This window comes from Bacillus sp. OV322 (assembly GCF_900112495.1).
Taxonomy (GTDB): domain Bacteria; phylum Bacillota; class Bacilli; order Bacillales; family DSM-1321; genus Peribacillus.
On record NZ_FOMA01000005.1, the window covers coordinates 432930 to 451842 of the forward strand.

General features: G+C 40.4%; 20 protein-coding genes and 1 pseudogene. 4 read left to right on the forward strand and 17 right to left on the reverse strand.

Annotated elements, in window-relative coordinates; genetic code table 11:
- Positions 1 to 110 precede the first annotated feature (110 nt).
- From BM126_RS14915 to BM126_RS14930, 4 genes and pseudogenes are all read right to left on the reverse strand, one after another.
- Positions 111 to 675 (reverse strand): annotated as a pseudogene (locus BM126_RS14915) (LD-carboxypeptidase).
- A gap of 64 nt (positions 676 to 739) precedes the next feature.
- Positions 740 to 1138 (reverse strand): YidH family protein, encoded by a 399-nt coding sequence (locus BM126_RS14920; protein WP_371261460.1) that lies wholly within the window; start codon positions 1136 to 1138, stop codon positions 740 to 742.
- Positions 1139 to 1155: 17 nt separating this feature from the next.
- Positions 1156 to 1938, reverse strand: coding sequence for a DUF4931 domain-containing protein (locus tag BM126_RS14925; RefSeq protein ID WP_177201448.1), 783 nt, complete (start codon positions 1936 to 1938; stop codon positions 1156 to 1158).
- Positions 1939 to 2191: 253 nt separating this feature from the next.
- Entirely contained in the window at positions 2192 to 2734 is a 543-nt protein-coding gene (locus tag BM126_RS14930; RefSeq protein WP_090990234.1) for a GNAT family N-acetyltransferase, read from the reverse strand.
- 113 nt (positions 2735 to 2847) lie between these two features.
- Between BM126_RS14930 and BM126_RS14935 the strand changes: the two genes are divergently transcribed.
- Positions 2848 to 3576, forward strand: a complete 729-nt coding sequence (locus BM126_RS14935) for a hypothetical protein (protein ID WP_090990235.1) — start codon at positions 2848 to 2850, stop codon at positions 3574 to 3576.
- Positions 3577 to 3646: 70 nt separating this feature from the next.
- Here the strand turns inward: BM126_RS14935 and BM126_RS14940 are convergent, their stop codons facing one another.
- The gene (locus tag BM126_RS14940; protein ID WP_090990236.1) at positions 3647 to 4111 is read right to left on the reverse strand and encodes a DinB family protein; all 465 of its coding nucleotides are present in this window, start codon (positions 4109 to 4111) and stop codon (positions 3647 to 3649) included.
- A 310-nt stretch (positions 4112 to 4421) separates the two neighbouring features.
- A complete protein-coding gene (locus BM126_RS22915) occupies positions 4422 to 4667 on the reverse strand; it encodes a hypothetical protein (protein WP_256213126.1) in 246 nt (81 codons plus the stop codon).
- Between BM126_RS22915 and BM126_RS22920 the strand changes: the two genes are divergently transcribed.
- A complete protein-coding gene (locus tag BM126_RS22920; protein WP_305728156.1) occupies positions 4649 to 4819 on the forward strand; it encodes a CotD family spore coat protein in 171 nt (56 codons plus the stop codon). The two genes, BM126_RS22915 and BM126_RS22920, sit on opposite strands and share 19 nt — an antisense overlap.
- A gap of 141 nt (positions 4820 to 4960) precedes the next feature.
- On the opposite strand, the gene BM126_RS14950 is transcribed toward BM126_RS22920, so the two are convergent.
- Both BM126_RS14950 and BM126_RS14955 read right to left on the reverse strand, forming a co-directional pair.
- On the reverse strand, positions 4961 to 6490 hold the full coding sequence (locus tag BM126_RS14950) for an NCS1 family nucleobase:cation symporter-1 (RefSeq protein ID WP_090990238.1): 1530 nt from the start codon (positions 6488 to 6490) through the stop codon (positions 4961 to 4963).
- 390 nt (positions 6491 to 6880) lie between these two features.
- Entirely contained in the window at positions 6881 to 7228 is a 348-nt protein-coding gene (locus BM126_RS14955; RefSeq protein ID WP_090990239.1) for a hypothetical protein, read from the reverse strand.
- 460 nt (positions 7229 to 7688) lie between these two features.
- Between BM126_RS14955 and BM126_RS14960 the strand changes: the two genes are divergently transcribed.
- Entirely contained in the window at positions 7689 to 8819 is a 1131-nt protein-coding gene (locus BM126_RS14960; RefSeq protein ID WP_090990240.1) for a histidine kinase N-terminal domain-containing protein, read from the forward strand.
- A 67-nt stretch (positions 8820 to 8886) separates the two neighbouring features.
- Here the strand turns inward: BM126_RS14960 and BM126_RS14965 are convergent, their stop codons facing one another.
- The 8 genes from BM126_RS14965 to BM126_RS15000 form a co-directional block, all read right to left on the reverse strand.
- On the reverse strand, positions 8887 to 9699 hold the full coding sequence (locus BM126_RS14965) for a DODA-type extradiol aromatic ring-opening family dioxygenase (RefSeq protein WP_090990241.1): 813 nt from the start codon (positions 9697 to 9699) through the stop codon (positions 8887 to 8889).
- A 141-nt stretch (positions 9700 to 9840) separates the two neighbouring features.
- Positions 9841 to 11271, reverse strand: a complete 1431-nt coding sequence (locus BM126_RS14970) for a dihydrolipoyl dehydrogenase family protein (RefSeq protein WP_090990242.1) — start codon at positions 11269 to 11271, stop codon at positions 9841 to 9843.
- Positions 11271 to 12500, reverse strand: a complete 1230-nt coding sequence (locus tag BM126_RS14975) for a dihydrolipoamide acetyltransferase family protein (RefSeq protein ID WP_177201449.1) — start codon at positions 12498 to 12500, stop codon at positions 11271 to 11273. The genes BM126_RS14970 and BM126_RS14975 overlap by 1 nt, the downstream gene beginning before the upstream one ends.
- Before the next feature lie 20 nt (positions 12501 to 12520).
- A complete protein-coding gene (locus BM126_RS14980) occupies positions 12521 to 13522 on the reverse strand; it encodes an alpha-ketoacid dehydrogenase subunit beta (RefSeq protein ID WP_090990243.1) in 1002 nt (333 codons plus the stop codon).
- Complete coding sequence (pdhA, locus tag BM126_RS14985; protein ID WP_090990244.1) at positions 13519 to 14589, reverse strand: pyruvate dehydrogenase (acetyl-transferring) E1 component subunit alpha; 1071 nt, start codon at positions 14587 to 14589, stop codon at positions 13519 to 13521. Before pdhA ends, BM126_RS14980 begins: the two co-directional genes overlap by 4 nt.
- A gap of 24 nt (positions 14590 to 14613) precedes the next feature.
- Entirely contained in the window at positions 14614 to 15720 is a 1107-nt protein-coding gene (locus BM126_RS14990) for a Leu/Phe/Val dehydrogenase (RefSeq protein ID WP_090990245.1), read from the reverse strand.
- Positions 15721 to 15838: 118 nt separating this feature from the next.
- On the reverse strand, positions 15839 to 16237 hold the full coding sequence (locus BM126_RS14995) for a thioesterase family protein (protein ID WP_090990246.1): 399 nt from the start codon (positions 16235 to 16237) through the stop codon (positions 15839 to 15841).
- Positions 16238 to 16366: 129 nt separating this feature from the next.
- A complete protein-coding gene (locus tag BM126_RS15000; RefSeq protein ID WP_090990247.1) occupies positions 16367 to 17320 on the reverse strand; it encodes an NAD(P)H-dependent flavin oxidoreductase in 954 nt (317 codons plus the stop codon).
- A 70-nt stretch (positions 17321 to 17390) separates the two neighbouring features.
- On the opposite strand from BM126_RS15000, the gene BM126_RS15005 reads away from it, so the two are divergent.
- The gene (locus BM126_RS15005; protein WP_090990248.1) at positions 17391 to 17909 is read left to right on the forward strand and encodes a gamma carbonic anhydrase family protein; all 519 of its coding nucleotides are present in this window, start codon (positions 17391 to 17393) and stop codon (positions 17907 to 17909) included.
- A gap of 44 nt (positions 17910 to 17953) precedes the next feature.
- Here the strand turns inward: BM126_RS15005 and paaX are convergent, their stop codons facing one another.
- Complete coding sequence (paaX, locus tag BM126_RS15010; protein ID WP_090990316.1) at positions 17954 to 18832, reverse strand: phenylacetic acid degradation operon negative regulatory protein PaaX; 879 nt, start codon at positions 18830 to 18832, stop codon at positions 17954 to 17956.
- Positions 18833 to 18913: the final 81 nt, after the last annotated feature.

The window sequence follows — 18913 nt, forward strand, 5'->3', positions numbered from 1 at the left end:
CGGATATCTTTTTATTTTCCTCATCTATTATTCTATTAAATAGAATGGTCCATTGTCCATAAATTGAGAACAAATAGTAAACATTCTTAGTCAGCCAGCAAAAAGGATGTTTAAATAAAATGCTGAACAAGTTTTCCTTTACCGCTTTCTGATTCAATTCTCGCATAGGCACCATTAATAAAGGTCATTTGAGGCGGCATATGCCCGCAATCTATATCATATACAATCGGAATGTCAAGCTCTCTTGAAAGCTCATAATAGACATCTTTGGCTGTGTAATTTTGGACTGGTGCATTTGCAGCGCTTCTTCCGAATAAAATAGCTGAACAATCGTTGAACCAACCTGCAAGCTTCATTTGTACCAAAGATCTTCTTAGATCTGTTGCAGATAATGAACAATTTTCAAAATACCACAGCAAGGGTTCAGCATTAGTGTATTTCTTCCTGAAGTTTACGACGTTTCCATCTGTTAAATTCAGAAGCGCGTTTGAAAGCAGATGCAGATTTTGCCTTTTCCTGTGTCCAAACAGTATCTCCGCATATGACATTATATCCTTGTTCCTCTAATCGTCTCACTGATTGCTGAAACATTTTGTGCAAATCCCGGCTGATGCCTGATGATGGAGCAGTAATCCCAATAACTCCTTTATTTTTCAATGTTGGATAGGTTATCACCAACTCTCCTCCTTACCACTCGCTTGCTTAATTACTCTGTCACATCAGAACTTAAATCATTTAATTACAGCAGTCCCCAGGCAACCAGATAATAAGCGCAAAATAAAAGAAAAATGATTAACAATGAAATTGAAAGAAAAATGATTAGTTTATTGGAAAAACGGAAGGTCTGCTGATTAATGTCTTTTCCTTTTCTGAAATAGCTGAAGCTCGAAAGAATCAATACAGCAATTCCCGCTGTAATTGAGCCTATTCCGATTATGGCAGCAAAAACGTCACCCATTAACAGTTTTGAAAGCGTAGAAAAATGCAAATTCGTAATTAGGAAACCAACACCGATAATGGTAATGCTCGTTCTGACCCATGCAAGAAAAGTCCTCTCGTTTGCTAAATGCTGCTGTATGTATTTCGAATCTATAGTTTCTTTCCCGTTGTTTTTTAAATTAACATCAGTTTTAATGATAACACTTCCTTAATAAATTAAATGGATGAAGTTTCACCCCGGAAATATATTTCCGTAACCTGGTTGGCGATTACATCAATATCATTCGAAACCTGAGGGATTTTATAACCGACAAAGTAAGGCGATGCAACATAACGGGGCACAATTTTACCCTTATACGAACCATTTATTTTGTAAAAAAATAAATTATAGCTCTCTATTTTAGAGCGAAAGTGATTCTTTAAATAGTGAACCCCGTTTTGCAGACAATCTGCCATTTTTTCAACATGTTTTATATCCTGAATAGAAACATTAAATTCATAAAAACCCATAATAGGATTAGTGGAAATATTAAATTCAACATCCTCAGTTTTAAAGATGGCTGTACCTTCAAAATTCTTATTTGAAATATTTTCTTTATAGTCAACATGCTTTAAGCCGACAATCTGCATATGCGGATGGCTTATGGTACCGCCGGAGTAGGGTCCGTGGTTCTTGAACAAAAGAACAGATTTATAATTGCCGGATTGCTCGTAATCCTCCCATTTCCTGAAAGCAAATCTCATTAATTTATGTAAATGTTCTCTTGGATAATCTGAAAACTCCCCATTGCACTGGTTCGTTTCAATGAGCACAGTCTGGAAAGTGTTTTTCAGAGTTGGAAACTTATTTTCAAGAAGGATAATGTCACCTTCTCTGTCAATAATATTTTCCAAATCAGATGTATTGCAAAATGGGCAAGATGTTTGTTTATTTCTTATCGTGCTGGGCTTTTGCCTGCCAATTTGCATTTCAAAAGATAAGGTAGTTTCATGGTCCATATATATCCCTCTTTTTTTCATTTTGCATCTCTCGGTCTTCTTATTATATTCTATGAACAGAAATTTTTCCGTTTCTTTGATTCTTACATTAAAAATACATTTGCACGGCGTAATCTGTTTACAGCTATATATACAGGTTGCATGACCTTTTATACCGCAGATATTAGAAAAATTGTGCGGCAGGAACTGGTAACTGCATTTATAATTACTGCTCTAAAAAAAGGAAAAATCTTCACTACATTATTTCATTTTCTTACATTTCACCTTTTAATAGTGAATATATGTATAAATCATCAAATTTTCCGACCGTATATTCATATTTCCGCAATAAACCTTCTTCTTTAAAACCAATTTTTTTTACCAAACTGCGGGAAGGAACATTTGCGGGCTCAATGAATGCTTGTATCCTCATTAGTTTTAGTTCAGTGAATCCATATAGAAGTATAGCGGCCAGTGCTTCCTTTGCAATTCCTTTTCCCCAATAGTCATGATGCAGCTCATAGCCAATTTCTGCACGGAAGTGTTTACTCTCACGGTTATGAAATCCGCAGCTGCCAATCATCTTTCCATCATCTTTTAAACAAATCCCCCATCTCACTCCTGATTTTTCATTAAAAATAGAAGAATACCAATCTATTTCTGATTGAATGCTTTTACTCTCAGTGAATGGCTCCATTCCGTAATATTGCATCACCCGGGGATCAGACAAATATTCAAACACATCGTTCTTATCACTTTCTATTACCTGCCGTAATATCAGGCGATCTGTTTCTAAAACAGGAAAGGTTTTCTTCATTGTCATTTCTCCTTTCTACTTAAATAGATATTTGGACGTTAAGGTATATGTCCCCTATTTCAGTGGTATAACTTATTTATAGCTTTACTTGATTATTAGGGGGGATAGGCGGTATGAACTTTCTATCAAAAATTGATGCTCTGCCATCTGATAAAACATTCACAAAAGAAGACTTGCTTACTGAGCAATTTCTTCTCAATAAGGATCGGGACCTGGAAATCTACTATTCCCCCCATAATGAATTTATCAATACAGAAGCCAAAATTGCAATTGTTGGCATAACACCTGGCTGGACACAAATGAAAACAGCCTTTCAGGAAGCTAAGTTGAGGGTTTCTGAAGGAATGGAAGATATTCAGATTTTTAAAGAGGTAAAAATGGCTGCTAGTTTTTCTGGTCAAATGAGACGAAATTTAATAAGCATGCTCGATGACTGCGGGATTGCCGAAGCAGTGGAGTTAGATGCGTCATCTTCCCTTTTTCATGATAATAGAAGCCTTCTCCACACCACATCAGTAATTAAGCACCCTGCATTTTACCGGAATAAAAATTATACAGGGCATATTCCGAAGATTTCCAGTTCCTCCGTGTTATCAGCATATGCCTTTAACTGCTTTCCAAATGAATTAGAAAAGCTGAAACATCAGCTTCTGGTTATACCTCTTGGAAAAGCGGCTGAAGCTGTGATTACAGATTTGGCGAATAAGCAAAAATTGCCCAATCATTTTTATATGTATGGTTTCCCGCATCCTTCTGGTGCCAATGGGCATCGCTTCAGCCAGTTACAAAGTAATATGCGCCAGTTAAAAGAAATTATCGAGAAATGGAAACGCACTCTTTAGCTTATAACTTGCATGATTTGAGCATATAAAAGCACAGCGGGCTATTCGCTGTGCTTTTATATATCCATTTTTAGCGTTCATAAAAAGCTGGAGGTTCAATGCCAAGACATCTTAGATAAACAAATCCTTGCCCGCGATGGTGGATTTCATTTTCAAGACTGTATAGCATCCGGCTTAAATGACTTGTTGGAGGAGCTTCAAAAAAGGGATCTTTTTCTACAGTGGAAAGCCGCTCTTCTGTGATTTCCTCCCAAAGCTTGAGCGTTTCACCTCTGATTTTATGGCATGCAGATAAAATTTCTTCTTTTGCAGCAGTTTTAATGCTGCCGGGTTCCCACTCCCATTTGTCTAAAGCGATACCTCGCACATATGCTTGTTCAATACCCAAAATTTCGATGATCATCTCTGAAAAAGGACGCATTCCTTCTGCCGCTGAAAAATGAAATAAATCTTTTTCAGGAAAGCATTCTATGGTACGGACCGTTAGCCTCCTGTTTCCTTCCAAAACTTTTAAAAGATCTGATTTAGAAAACATTTAAGTGACACTCCTCTTATTAGGCATATGAGCCCTTTTATGCGTTTTTTAACTTTCAATCGACGGATGGCAGACAAAATACTTTCGTTCAGCCAGCCAAAATTCCACTTCACTATTTATGTTCCATGTTCTCTTTGTATTATCCTGCAAGTTTTTGTTAAGTTTATTTATTATTGTTTATATCAATTTGACTTATTCGTACTATGGTAACGATTTTAATAGAGAATTAATGTAATAATTATATTTCCATTTCTTGCTGGAACCAAAAGGATGAAAAGTTAATGACTTTCAGCACAATTAGGCATTTTTATCAGAGCAGACGCACAGTCAGCCACATATGCTGTTTTTGGAAGTAAACCCAAACGATAAAGAAAGGGTGTTGTATTTCCCATGTATTATCACGATTATTGTCACCATCAGCAGCATGCACAATGCGGCCCAGTGTATTGCCCGCCGCATATAGCCCCTGCCCAAGAGGATCCGCCAATTTATGATCCCGCTCAAAACTATGTAAATACAAATATATATCCGCATATTGTGCAGCATATTCATCCAAGTCATACTACTACAGTAAACAAGCAGGTTTTTATGCATCAGCATTATTTCCCGCATACGGATTCCTGTATGAATGTTTGCTGCCATGAGCATATTATCTGCGGTCCAAGACATATACCATACTGTCATCCCGGGCCGAACTGGCACTGGTAGACTAGATAAAAACCTAAGGATAAAAATTGTAAGTCTCTTTTTATATGAATAAATAAAAGCACCTTCATTAGAATGCTTCAGATTGCCGAAAAAGGGGGTGCGAAATGGTCACATTCCGTACCCCCTTTTTATTCACTTCATTTATTTGCTGATTATAGAATCATTTTGATCAGTACTGCTGCCTGCCTCTATCCCTCTTTTGTAAATTGTCATATTATCATATTCTTCTGCTCGAAGAATACTTTGGTCTCCTCTCATTAAAACGGTATAAGCAAAAATGGATATGAATAGTCCGAAAGTCCATGCATTGTCCCATAAAAACCTGAGGCCAGGGATCAACAATCCAAGAACAGGAATCGCAACTCCGATTAAGAGAGCATATATGCCATTTTTATTATAGCCTGACTGGTAATTATATCTGCCATTTTTCTGATATAGTTCAGTCAGCGCCATCTTCCTTTTCCGGACAAGCCAGTAGTCCGCGATTGCAATACCATCTATCGGGCCAAGCAGGGCGCCATAGGTACCAAGCCATCCAAAAATATAATTGCCGAAATTGGACATGATATACCAGGGCTGCAGCAAAATGGCAAACAATCCTGTAATAAGGGCTCCGATGCCAAATGTTATTCTTTTAGGATACAGGTTTTCTATGGCGCGGGCAGGAGCCACCACATTCGCGCCAACATTAATGGTTAAAGAAGACAGCACAATAACAATGGTTCCCAGAAAAATCACGAGCGGAGGAAACTTGGCAATCAAGGCGACAGGATCCCATATTGCCTGGCCGAATACAACGATAGTAGCGGAAGTGACCGCAATTCCTATGAATGAAAAAATGGTCATTGTTAAGGGAAGTGATACCGTTTGGGCTACCATTTGAGATTTTTGGCTTCGGGCATACCTGCAGAAATCCGGGATATTAAGTGCCAGTGTTGCCCAAAATGCAATTACACCGGTCAATGCCGGAAAAAAAACTTTAAAGAACGAGGAAGCTGTTGTGAACTTTGAAGGTTTATCAAGAATGGGGCCCCAGCCTCCTGCGTGAGTAAAAGCCCAGATTAAAAGGATAATAGCAGATATTCCCACAACAGGAGCTGCAATGGTTCCTAAGAGCTTCATGGTTTGAGGGCCTTTATAGGCAACTCCAACATTCAAAGCCCAGAAAAGCGCAAACACAATGGCGGTATGGCCTGAAAGACTTGCCCATGCAGGGAATGAAGCAGAAAGCAATGTATCAATGGCACCGGTGCCTATCCAGGTATTGATGCCAAACCAGCCTGCAGCGACAATGGCGCGTGCGAGTGCAGGGATGTGTGCCCCTTTATCTCCAAACCAAAGCCTTGCAAATACCGGGTATGGAATTCCGAACTTTGTACCTGCGTGAGAATTAAGCAATATGGGTATAAGAACAATAACATTGCCGAGGAAAATAGTGCCAATGGCCTGCCACCAGTTCATTCCGAGAGTTATCATGCCGCTTGCCATCGTATAGGCTGGAATGCATAAACACATTCCTATCCATAACGTAGCAAAGTTTATTCCTTTCCAGGAATGTTCCTTAGCTGTGGTAGGCCTTAAGTCATCATTCCATAAGCTGCTCCCCTGGAGTTCATTCGCAGCTTCGCTTGTCAAAGTAACAATGCCGTTATGCTCAATTTGTGTTTTCATGGCTTCCCCTCCTCTAATTAAAAATTAAAATCTGAAATTTCCGCTAAAGACTATATCCTCCTTTCCAGGCAATCAAAGAAAACTATTTCTTCAATAATTTCGTTAACAGGATGCTTAAATTAGTTTAATTATAAAGAATATTGTAAAACATTCATTAAACAAATTGTAAAAAAATTCAGACTTTTATTTAGATACTATGTATATAGCAAGATCGTTTTCTTATAAATGTTGCAAGTGCGCTTCTGCTATAGCATAAGGTAATATTTTTCGATTTGCTCTAAAAACTTGTTAAGGCAGGCCGTTCTCATGCTGCGAGACAAGAAAGAACTGAAATGCATGCCGGATAAGAATGCTGGAATATCAGCAAAAAAACTGGCTTTTCAGCCAGCTTCACTTATAAATTTTATATCGGAGATACTCATAATGTGTGGTAGGCACGATTTCTATAACCTCCCCTTGCTGATTTTTATAAATTTCATATTCCCGGTAAGTTTCTACCCTGTAGCCGGCTTCTTGGCTTGTGTTTACCAGCCTTTCATCCAATTCCATGATATAGTTCTTTTTCAAATGCTTTTCTTCAGGGATAGCCGCAGCCGTTTTAGCAGCTTCACCGTTTCCCTGGCCAATCAATAACGGATTTGACTTCAATTCTTGAGAAGAGGAATTCTCCAAATAAAAGGCAGGGGCCATAATTAAGACTAAAAACAGAAGCACCGAAACATCTCGTTTACTTTTCAAGCGATATCTCCCTTTCTCCATCGTGCAGCTTTGTACTATAATATGCGGTCAGTTCCCCCGGCATTCAAAAACAAAATCGAGAGCAGTTGTCATGAAGGATTATAAAGAGGGCTTTTTCTAAGATTGTTGTTTTTAATGTGTTCTGAGGCGATTCCATTGTTGAGTCAGGTTGATTGGGAGCTTATGGTTTTGGTGAGAAACTCCTGCGGGATTAGCGGGAAGCGAGCATCCTAGAGCGGAAATTACCCAGCTTGTTCAACAAAAGAAGCTCACAAAAACAGCCTTAAAAAACTTCTCCAATCAACAGAACTCGCATAACGGAGTACACCAGACCAGTTTTTCTGCCTATTTACCTATTTAATTATCAAAAAAGCATCTTGACTTGAAGGATAATTAAAAAGTTTGTCGAATATCTTTATATTATTTATCGATCGTATTTTTCGGGGAAGTGGTGGAGAAAATGGAGTCGTCTTCAAGAAAAAAGGATTATAATCAGTTGGCTGCGCTGCACCTGGTAAAACAGCAGGATGTTTTTTTATCCGAGTGGTTTGAATCTGCAAAAAAGGATGAGCACGATCCCTATCTTGAAAAAATCCTGGAAAACGGATCAAGCATGTATCAAATTATCGTAGCCGGCATTTCCGGTCAACTGTCACAGAATGAACTTAAAAACCTTGCTAATAAAGTGGCCCACGAACGTCTTGAAGCACATGTTAATATCGGAGACTTCGTTTATAACGTTAACCTGGGAAGAAGCATTATAGTAAAGAATATAATCCGATCAGAAATGTCTGCTGCTGAATTACAGGAAATTATTGATGAAATTAACCATCTTTTTAATCTATTCTGCTATCATGCTGTTTCTTATTATACTAATCTGCAAAATCAGGAACTTAAAGAAAAAAATCTTTTCATCAGTGAAAACCATAAAGATAAGCTGGCGGTTCTCGGCCAGATCTCGTCAAGCTTCGTTCATGAATTCAGAAACCCGCTTACTGCTGTAATGGGATTTAATAAAATATTGAAAAATGAGCATCCGGACATTAAATATCTGGATATTATTGAACATGAGCTCAATCAGCTCAATTTCAGGATTACCCAGTTTCTCCATACATCAAAAGCAGAAATTAACCAAAATACAAGAGACACCATCTCTATTGCGGATCTTTTTAAAGATATACAGATGCTCACATACCCAAGTCTTGCAGATAACGATATTAATGTGTCAATCGATATTGACAGGCATTTGATGATAGAGGCCAATGAAGAAGAGCTGAAACAGGTTCTTCTTAACTTATTCATAAATTCCATTGATGCCCTGAAAACACAGACAAAGCCCAGAAACATTCTGGTGAAGGGTTTTTCTGAAGAAAAGGAAGGCATGATTATTATTTCCAATAACGGTCCTGTCATTGCAGCAGAGCATATAAAAACAATTTTTGAACCCTTTTTTACGACTAAGGAACTGGGTACAGGGATTGGGCTTTTCGTTTGTAAAAAAATCATAGAAAAACATGGCGGTATAATTGCCTGCACGTCAAATGATGATCTTACTGCCTTCAGTATACGGATGCCGCTTCATGCAATCTGAACTTATGCAAATGTCCCTGCTGGATATGAAGTAATGCCAGCGGGGATGTCTGGTTATACTCCCTGAATTATTTGGGATATATTGCTGCACTGATTAAACCGAAATATGTAGGGGCTTCGTATGATAGAACCTTGACTTCTCTTTCATTGGACGGGATTGCTCCTGCCAAAATAAGTGTCTGCCATATGCCATCCGGTTTAGCATTATCAATAAGTTCTGTACTGAAATCCTGCATTTCTTCCAATTTCTTCTTTTCTAACAATGATTTGACTTCTCCATCAAGCTTTGCAGCATCTTCATGAAATCCGTATGGCCCGCTCATTTGATGCGTATGCGACCAATCACAGCTGGCAATTATTCCAATTTTCTTTTCTGAAGCCAGCGCCGCCATTTTTAAAACTCTGCCGAACTCCAAGTGGTCTTTAAATGCCAATTCCCTCGAAGGCGTGATGATGACAGCCGGAACCTCAGGCATGAATCGGAGCGGTACAATCGCACCCCAATCAAGCTGCAAACATGAAAAAGGGCCAGCAGATGTTCCAAAATTTATCGTTCCTGCTTTAATTCCTGCTTCTTCAGCTTTTTTCGCAGCGTTTTTTGCAAGGTCTCTGTCAACGGTGATCTTCATAGAAAAAGATGATCCATTTTCTTCAACGACTCCCTCCATGTACTCAGAATCACTGATAGAAAAGACTCCATTTATCCTTGTACCATGGGGTGTCAAGACAATCAGTGAATCTGGCATTGCTTGTGCCATTTCTTTTCCTAACGTATATAGACTGCTTCGGGTGACTGACATTCTCCCCGGAAAATCTCCTTTTAATTCAGGTATGATTTCTCCGCCATGAGGGGTTATGCATGCAAAAACAAATGGATTCATTTTGATTTCTCCTAACTTTTTGATTTATAACTTATTATTCTGGCTAATACAGGAAAAAACCTTTTCTTGGTGTTTTCTTAATGATTTCGAAGTATAAAATATTAACAAAAGGGGCTCATCAGCTGATGGGCCCCTTTGTAATTACCTTTTTACTCTTTCTTTTTTTGGAGGCTGGTGAATCGCCTGGTGAATCAGGGATTCTGCTGCCTCAAGCAGTCCCTCGCTGCCACTTGGATGCGGGTATATGGGAAATTTTATATCTTCATCCCTTGCAGCCATTTCAATAGCTACCGCTGCTGAAGCAATTAAATCCGGAGCTTGCTTGCCATATAGATGAATACCAAGAATCAGGTCGGTTTCTTGATCAGTGATAACCTTTGTTAATCCATCTTTATTGCCGGTAATTTCCGCATAGCCATTAGCTGCAGCACTGAATTGTCCGATATTCAGCCTATACCCCTGAGAGGCGGCTTCCTGTTCCGTTAAACCTACATAGGCAATAGGCGGCTGGCAGTGTATAATTTGCGGTATCAAAGTATCATTCCATTCTGTTGGCTTATTGGCGCAAGCTTCGGCAGCTGTTTTCCCCTGTTTAATAGCTTTAGACGCAAGCTGTCTGCCTCCTGTAACATCACCGCATGCAAAAATGTGCGATATACTGGCCCTGCATTCATTATCTGTAGTGATATAGCCCATTTTATCCATCTTGATGCCAATTCTTTCAAGTCCCATATTTTCAGTATTTCCCTTTAATCTTGACTGGATATACACATGGGAAGCCTCTATCCCTGCCTTATCCCCTCTATTGGATTTAAAGGCTGTTAAAAGCCTGTCGCCGATTGAGGTAACAGATACAATAGAAAGATTTTTATAAAGTTTGATTTTTGCTTTCTTTAGCTGCCTTTTTAGCTCTTTATTGATAGATACATCCAGTTGGGGAAAATTTTCTCCGCTAATGACAAGGTATACATCAGAACCAAGCGATTTGTAGCTGAATGCTGCCTCAATGGCGATATAGTCATCGCCATTAATGACAATATCCTTCGGTATATCCCTGATTTCATATAGCGACCTTGCATCTAAAATATTATTAAGTCCATCTATGTCATGGCTTTTTATTATTTTGCTTCCTGTAGAAATAATTGCGTTCTGGAACGTATAAATTTCAAAGTCATCTCCATTTTCGACGCCAATTCTGTCAGCGGCTAAAAAGGAGGCGGATCCAAAAATTACTTCTATTTTATTTTCACGGCATAATGATTCCACTCCTCTTTGCAGGTTTGCTATGACCGTTTTTTTATATATTAAAGACTGATCATAATCCAGAGAAAACCCATTCGTTTTAATGCCAATATCATTGTTATGCTTTAGCTCTTCAGCTTTTTCAGCCAAGTGGGAGAAAAATTTCGATGAAATGCACCCTCTATTCAGACAAATGCCTCCAAGCACCTCTTTTTCAATCAAAGTAACCTCTCTGCCTAGCTGGGCAGCCCGAATGGCAGCTGTATATCCTGCCGGGCCGCCGCCGATTATCATTAAATCCCGTTCATGTGCCAGCTCCCCTACAACCATTACACCAGCTCCAATACTAAAAGAATAGGGTGCTCTATCAGTTCCTTAAACCGGTTGGTAAAAGCCACCGCAGTTGCTCCGTCAGCCACTCGATGATCGAAAGACATGCTGATGTTCATTAAGGAACGGATTACAATTTCTCCGCCAACAACCGCCGGTTTTTCTTTTGTTGCATGAAAAGCCAAAAGTCCGGTTTGCGGATAATTAATGATAGGAGTTGCTCCAATGCTGCCCAGCGGGCCGACATTGCTGAGTGTAAAAGTCCCCCCGGCTAATTCATTGATTTTAAGGGTGTTTTCCTGTGCTTTTTTGGTCAAACTCTTTATCTCAGTGTCAATTTCTTTAATAGTTTTTTTATTTGCATGCAAAATTACAGGAACAATCAAGCCTTCTTTGGAATCTGCTGCTATTCCAATGTTATATTCATTTTCCAGGATTATCGATTCATTTTCTTCATCAAGTTTTGCATTGAATACAGGATAGTCAGCAAGGGCAAGTGTTACTGCTTTTACAAAAAATGCGGGTATTGATACTGATTGGCCAAGACTTTTAATTTCTTTAGATAAACTAAGGAGCTCTGTCATATCAATTTCTTCAAAGTGAGTTACATGAGGAATGGTATAAAGTGATTGCGCCATTTTTTGTGCAATTTGCCTGCGCCGTCCTTTATATGGGATGCTTTTTTTCAGGTGTTCTGCTGGCTGAGGAATATTTTCTTGGACAGGATGAAACACAGAATCTTCTATTTCAGAGTTGTTTCCTCTCTCTTCTTTTTTGTGCAAAAACGTGTAAACATCTTTATCAGTAATTCTGCCTGCCGGACCTGTGCCTAAAACCTCTTTGAGGCTGATTCCATTTTCTCTTGCGATTTTCCTTGTATACGGGGCAGCTAATATTCTATTCCCCTTACTTTCTGCCGGCAGTTCAAGTGGTCCGGGCTGTGTTGCATGTTTTTCGCCAGCCTGCATTTTCCCTTCATTATCTTTTGTATCCTCAATGCCTTCAATAAGCATTAAAGTCGTTCCTACCTTAACGGTTGTTCCAGGATGAACCAAAATTTCTTTAATAATCCCGGAACCTGGAGAAGGCAGCTCTGCTGTCATTTTATCGGTAACAACCTCAACAAGCGGCTGATCACTCTGTACAGATTCACCTGCTTTAACAAAATATTGGAGGATTTCCCCTTCTGTCATGCCTTCTCCTATATCATGCAATTTAACTTCCAGCATTCCAATATTCCTCCTTTTTACTAAAAATGTGCCGCCTTTTCTGCCGCTTTTATGATCCTTCCTGTTGTCGGCAAATAATGCTCTTCGAGGGCAAACATCGGTACAGGAACATCAAAGCCCGTTACACGTTCGATTGGTGCTTTCATGTATAAAAATGATGTATCATTTATGATGGCCATTACATCATTTGAAACACCGCCAGTTGCATGTGCTTCATGGACGATAACGGTTCTTCCAGTTTTCTGGACGGTAGCTGCGATTGCTTCCCTGTCCAGTGGATAAAGAGTCCGGAGATCCAGTACTTCACATGAGATTCCCTTTTCCATTAATTCTTCGGCTGCCTTTAAGCACAGCGGAACCATTGCTCCCCAGGCAATCATGCTCAGATCATGTCCCTCCCTCACTACCTTTGCTTTGCCTATTTCCACCCTGTATTTCCCGTCCGGAACTTCCTCGCGGCTTGATCTGTAAAGTTTTAGCGGCTCCATAAACAGTACTGGATCGGGATCTTCTATACTTGCAATCAGCAGCCCTTTTGCATCATAAGGAGTAGAGGGACAAACCACCTTGATTCCCGGCATATGAGTAAATAATGTTTCAGTGCTGTCTGAATGGATTTCAGGTGCCCGAATTCCAGCGCCATACGGGGCCCTGATAACCATTGGGACGGTGTATTTGCTTTTTGTCCGCATTCTGATGCGGGTGGCATGTGTCATGATTTGTTCGTAGGCAGGGTAAATAAAACCAAGAAACTGTATTTCTGCAACTGGTTTCATTCCATTAACAGCCATACCTATGGAAACACCGATGATACCAGATTCACTGAGGGGTGTGTCCATAACACGTTCTTCTCCAAACTCCTCAAGCAAGCCTTCTGTAGCCCTGAATACACCGCCATTAACCCCAACATCTTCTCCAAGGATTACAACTTCCTCATTTTCCTTAAGCATGATGCGCAGCCCGGCCGTAACCGCTTGAATCATTGTCAGTTTGTTTGCTGCAACCTTTGTTTCAGGAGTCATACTGTCTCACCTCTTAAATGATTAAAATATCCATTTTTTTGTTCCTGAATATTCCATGGTGCTGTTTCAAACACATGATCAAACAGATCATTAACATCTGCCGGGGGGAATGCTTCCATTTCCTTCACTGCATCTTCAATTTGATTGTGTATTTCCTCCAGCTCCTGCTGAAGCAGCCTTTCCTCCCATAATCCTGTTTTTTTCATATAGCGCTCCAGCCTCAGGACTGGGTCAAAACTTGTTCTTTTTAAATTGCTTTCTTCCTGGTTTCTATATTTTTTTGGATCATCCGCTGTTGTATGGGCACCGTATCTCCAGGTTACTGCTTCAATCAGGGTTGGCCCACCGCCATTTCTTGCCAGATCGAGCGCTTTTTTTGTATAAAAATATACGGCAAAAATATCATTTCCATCAATTCTGTAGCCGGGGATATTATAGGCCACTGATTTTTGGGCAATGGTTTCTGAATTCATTTGCTTACGGATGGGTACAGAAATAGCAAATTGATTATTTTGATTAAAAAACACTACTGGCGCTTTAAATACACTTGCGAAGTTCATTCCTTCATGAAAATCACCTTCAGAAGTTGCTCCATCCCCAAAATAAGCGATGGCAGCGTTTTTTGTACCTCTTTGTTTTTCTGCTAAAGCTGCTCCAGTGGCATGGGGAAGCTGGGTCGCTATAGGCACAGCTGGAGGAAAAATATGTTTCCCTTCAGGCGCCAGGCATCCCTCCAGGCGACCGTTCCAATATAAAAGCGCGTTAGGAAGTGAATGCCCGAAAGTGATGCTTGCAGCATGGTCCCGGTATGTCGGGAACATCCAATCATCTTTTGAAAGTGCAAGTGCACTCCCTACCTGTGCCGCTTCCTGCCCCTCAAAAGGCGCATAGGTCCCTAGGCGCCCCTGCCGCTGCAGGCTTATGGCTTTTCTGTCAAAGTTCCTGACGAGAAGCAATTGTCTATATGCCTTTTTAACAAATTCGCTGGAAATCTGATCACTGAACTCTTCGAGAACCAGGTCTCCATTTTCATCCATGATTTGTATTATAGGGAATTGGCAATTCATCGGTTTTCCTCCTCCGTTTAAGTTTTAAATATGAATATCCCATTTCGGCCTTTTATAGTGAGAGAAAAAACTGCTTCTATTCTTACCTGATTGAATCTTTTTTTCACAGAACAGATCTGCAGCTTTTGCTGTGCAGACAGAATCAGTATCAGAATTTTCAAATATTTCAAGCAATGATTTATATATTCCTTGGGTTTTTTTGAGTACCCGTTCATTGTTTGGGCCATAAAGCTCATCTGCAACCTGGATTAAACCGCCGGCATTTACAATATAATCGGGTGCATATAAAATTCCCCGTTCCCTTAAGGCCTCCCCATGCCTTGCATAAAGAAGCTGATTGTTCGCAGATCCGGCTACGGCCTTTACCTTTAGAACTTCAAGTGTTTGGTCATTAATAATCCCCCCTAGGGCGCAGGGCACAAAAACGTCGGCAGGGATAGTGTAAATGTCCTCTCCGGAAACTGCTTTAACAGATCCTGAGAACTCTTTGCAGGATTCAAGAAATGAATGCACGGAGTGTTCATTGATATCTGTTACGTATAAGCTCGCCCCTCCCTTCAAAAGCATATGAGCTACTTTGGAACCGACTTTGCCGAGTCCCTGTATCGCTATTGTTTTGCCTTCCAGGCAATCTCTGCCCCAAAGTCTCCGATTTACAGCCCTTAAGCTGTAGATTACACCAAGAGCTGTAGGAACGGATGAGTCACCGCTTCCTCCATATTCTTTCGGTATTCCGACAATGCAATTGGTTTCCTTTTTGCTGTCCACGAAATCCTCTGGAGCTGTGCCCATATCAGTACCTGTGTAAAAGCGGCCTTTCAGCGACTCTACAAATTGCCCGAATGCCCTAAATAATGCAGGTGACTTATCCTTGACCGGATCTCCGATAATAACAGATTTCCCTCCTCCAAAATCTACATCTGCTGCTGCACATTTATAGGTCATTCCCCTGGATAAACGGAGCACATCATTAAGCGCCGCATCAAAGCTTTGATAAGGCATCATCCTGCAGCCGCCAAGCGCCGGACCCAGTGTTGTATTGTGTATGGCAATAATGGCCTTCAGTCCTGAATCAGGATCATTGCAGAACACAAGCTGTTCATGCTCGTGCATACTAGTAAATATATCCATTATGTAAGCTCCTTTTCATATAATGGCAAGGAATGCCCTCCCTATTAATCATGAGCAGGCGCTTTTTCTTTAAATGTCCTGCCGCAGGGTGCAGCGTTCTATCCCTGCTCTTATTGCGTCAGCCATTTTTGCTGCTGTCTATAATTCTGGCAATCTCATGTTTTGGAAGAATAATCTGGACGACGCTGCCTTCACCGATAAGACGTGTTTCGCAATATACCTTGATTTCAGCAGTCACCAGGCTGCCTTTTATTTTGGTGATAGCAGCCTGAAGTGTAATTACATTGCCTTCTGCTGCGGGCGCAAGATGCTTCAGGCTTACTGCAGTTCCCATCCCTTCTTCGTTTTCTTCAAGATAAGGAAGAATCAGTTTCCTTGCCGTCCATTCCATATGATGCACCATGGATACAGTTGAATAAACAGGGTGAATGACTTCTCCCTCAAAACAGGGAAACATTTCTTTCGTAACAGCACATTGGTATTCAGCTTGCTGTCCTGCCTCAATTCCTGGTTTCATTATTCAGCACCCCGTTTTATTGTAATCGCTTACATTATTTTATTAAAAATGGCATTCCGCAAAAAAAAATGACGTTTATTTAACGTTATATTATCATTTTGCAGCAAAAAAGGTCAATGTCTTTCATACTCATAGAGTCCTTAATTTCCTAAGGCGGTCAATGGTTTGATACATTTCGCCAATCATTGTTTTAATGAGCTCTTCTGCACTGTATTCCCGGTTGATAAGGCCGGCAATTTGACCGCTGTTGCAAAAGCCTTTTTCTTCATCGCCCAATATTGCCCCGATCATATGATGCTCTTCATCTGTTAATCGGCTGTATTCGCTAAGTGACAAGCCTTTTTCTTCGTTATCAGAAATCTCTTTAATAAATGGATTTTTCAATACCCGCCGTATTCTATTAATACTTCTTCCAATGACAACTGTTTCCTGGTCATCTGCATTTATGACCCTCTGTTTGTACGTCTCCGAAAATGGCGCTTCTTTTACAGCTATGAAACGTGTTCCCATTTGGACACCTTCTGCACCAAGGGCCATCATAGCGGCTATCCCCCTTCCGTCACCGATTCCTCCTGCTGCAGCGACAGGCACATCTACAGCATCTGCCAGCTGGGGAATCAAAGCTAAAGTAGTGATTTCCAGCGGTGAATTGATGCCAGCAGCTTCATATCCCTCGCCGACTATAATATCAGCGCCTGCTGCAGCGGCTTTTTTTGCATGTTTAACTGCTCCTGTCACGGCCATCACTTTTATTCCATTATTGTGGAGACAATCTATATATGGAGCAGGATTCCCGGCTGACAGAGAAACGGAAGGAAGTTTATACTTAATTGCCAGATCAATCAGCTCTTTTGTATATTGAGAAACACTGACGGCAATATTTAAAGCAATGGGCCGGTTTGTCATTTCAAGGGCGGTTTTTAGCTTTGCTTCAACCTCTGGCGGGGACATCGTACCTGCTCCGATCATTCCCAGGGCCCCGGCATTTGAAATTGCGGCTGCCAGATGCGGTGAGCTTATATTTCCCATTCCTCCCTGGATGATGGGAACGCTAATATTCAATATCCTGCAAAGTCTATTCATTTGTGAGTAACCTCCCTTTGTTATGATATAATAGATTGGCAGCGCTTTCTTAATAATGAGGAGGGAATGTATGATTTATTCTTTTGATGGAACAACACCTAGCATTGATAACTCTGTATTTATTGCGCCGGGGGCTAGAATCATAGGAAATGTAACAATCGGCAAAGATTCAAGCGTCTGGTTCAATGCAGTTTTACGCGGTGATGAAGGCCCCATCTCCATTGGGGAAAAATGCAATGTACAAGATAATTGCACTCTGCATCTTTATGAAGAATTTCCTTTGATTCTAGAAGACGAAGTCTCAGTCGGCCACAATGTGATCCTTCATGGCTGCCATGTGAAAAAAGGAGCTCTGATTGGTATGGGCTCCACCATTATGGATGGAGCAGTCATTGGTGAAGGATCACTGATCGGGGCAAACACATTTATTCCGGCCGGAAAAATCATTCCCCCGCATTCCCTTGTAATCGGTTCGCCAGGCAAGGTGGCCAGGGAGTTAACAGAACAGGATAAAACCATTATTGCTATAACAATTGATACATATTTCCAAAAAGGCAGAAAGTTCAAGGAAGAGTTTTCTCTAAAATGATATGCCTTTCACTGCCCTGCATTCAGCACATCCCTTGCCCTTTATCATTCCTCTATAAGAAGCGGATGCTGAAAAAAATCATATTCTAAATTTTTATTTTCGAGCTCATTTCCTTCCTGAAAGACCTCTTCAAAGAATCGGCTTGCCGGCTCAGCCAATACCTTATAAAAATCACTGAACAGTGAAGCTGCTGATGAGCCCAGCCATTTTTCAGGCAGCAGGTCTTCAGGAAGTCCCGGATCAATAAATAAAAACTTTCTATACTCATGCACAAGCTTGGTTCTTTGCACAAAGCATTCTGCGTCGGATAGGCCATTGTTTTGAAATTTATTTTTTGCTTCATAATATTCTTGCTGATATTCAGAAAAAAACTGCTGATATTTTTCATTGATTCCTGCTAAATCCCAGCATTTCCTGACAAGCTGTACATTTTCCTCAGGTCCTTCATATCGAGAGGTAAAGAAGTGGACATATTTACTGATTCCATACTTATTAATAAGGCTGTTTACCTCTTTATCTAAGGAGTTCGGTGTTATCCAGCAGCTGTTGGATATGGTGCCAAACCCGCTCCAAATCAGTTCTTGCCGTAGCTCATCCCTCAAATGCCGCTTTTCTTCAGGAATGGAGTAAATAAGCATGCGCCATTCATCATCCCATTTATCCGGTTTTAATTTAAAAATCCTTTTTGCAGCTTCGTCCATTCTATCTGCACCGCGTTCTGTCAGGAAGTAATAGCTTTTATTTCCTTCCTTCCGGGCCATCACCCACCCCTGTTTGCTCATTCTTGAAATTGCTGCCCGTACAGCCTGCTCATTATGGCCGAATTCTTTTAAAAGACGAATCAGGCTGCCTATCCAGATTTCGCTGCCATAATGACGTATATAATCACCATATATTGTAAAAATCATAGATCTGGTATTCAAATTCCCATTCATTTTCATTCACTGCCTTTTAAGTTGATGTGATCACTCTTTTCTACATTTTCCCATGGATTAATCACACCA

Excerpts from the sequence above, each read along its gene's own strand:
- BM126_RS14995 (WP_090990246.1), bottom strand. The coding sequence starts at position 16,237 with ATGAAACCAGGAATTGAGGCAGGACAGCAAGCTGAATACCAATGTGCT.
- BM126_RS15005 (WP_090990248.1), top strand. The coding sequence starts at position 17,391 with ATGATTTATTCTTTTGATGGAACAACACCTAGCATTGATAACTCTGTA.
- pdhA (WP_090990244.1), bottom strand. The coding sequence starts at position 14,589 with ATGAATTGCCAATTCCCTATAATACAAATCATGGATGAAAATGGAGAC.
- BM126_RS14960 (WP_090990240.1), top strand. The coding sequence starts at position 7,689 with ATGGAGTCGTCTTCAAGAAAAAAGGATTATAATCAGTTGGCTGCGCTG.
- BM126_RS14965 (WP_090990241.1), bottom strand. The coding sequence starts at position 9,699 with ATGAATCCATTTGTTTTTGCATGCATAACCCCTCATGGCGGAGAAATC.
- BM126_RS15000 (WP_090990247.1), bottom strand. The coding sequence starts at position 17,320 with ATGAATAGACTTTGCAGGATATTGAATATTAGCGTTCCCATCATCCAG.
- BM126_RS14970 (WP_090990242.1), bottom strand. The coding sequence starts at position 11,271 with ATGGTTGTAGGGGAGCTGGCACATGAACGGGATTTAATGATAATCGGC.
- BM126_RS14990 (WP_090990245.1), bottom strand. The coding sequence starts at position 15,720 with ATGGATATATTTACTAGTATGCACGAGCATGAACAGCTTGTGTTCTGC.
- BM126_RS14935 (WP_090990235.1), top strand. The coding sequence starts at position 2,848 with ATGAACTTTCTATCAAAAATTGATGCTCTGCCATCTGATAAAACATTC.
- BM126_RS14925 (WP_177201448.1), bottom strand. The coding sequence starts at position 1,938 with ATGGACCATGAAACTACCTTATCTTTTGAAATGCAAATTGGCAGGCAA.
- BM126_RS14930 (WP_090990234.1), bottom strand. The coding sequence starts at position 2,734 with ATGAAGAAAACCTTTCCTGTTTTAGAAACAGATCGCCTGATATTACGG.
- BM126_RS14980 (WP_090990243.1), bottom strand. The coding sequence starts at position 13,522 with ATGACTCCTGAAACAAAGGTTGCAGCAAACAAACTGACAATGATTCAA.
- BM126_RS14940 (WP_090990236.1), bottom strand. The coding sequence starts at position 4,111 with ATGTTTTCTAAATCAGATCTTTTAAAAGTTTTGGAAGGAAACAGGAGG.
- BM126_RS14975 (WP_177201449.1), bottom strand. The coding sequence starts at position 12,500 with ATGCTGGAAGTTAAATTGCATGATATAGGAGAAGGCATGACAGAAGGG.
- BM126_RS14950 (WP_090990238.1), bottom strand. The coding sequence starts at position 6,490 with ATGAAAACACAAATTGAGCATAACGGCATTGTTACTTTGACAAGCGAA.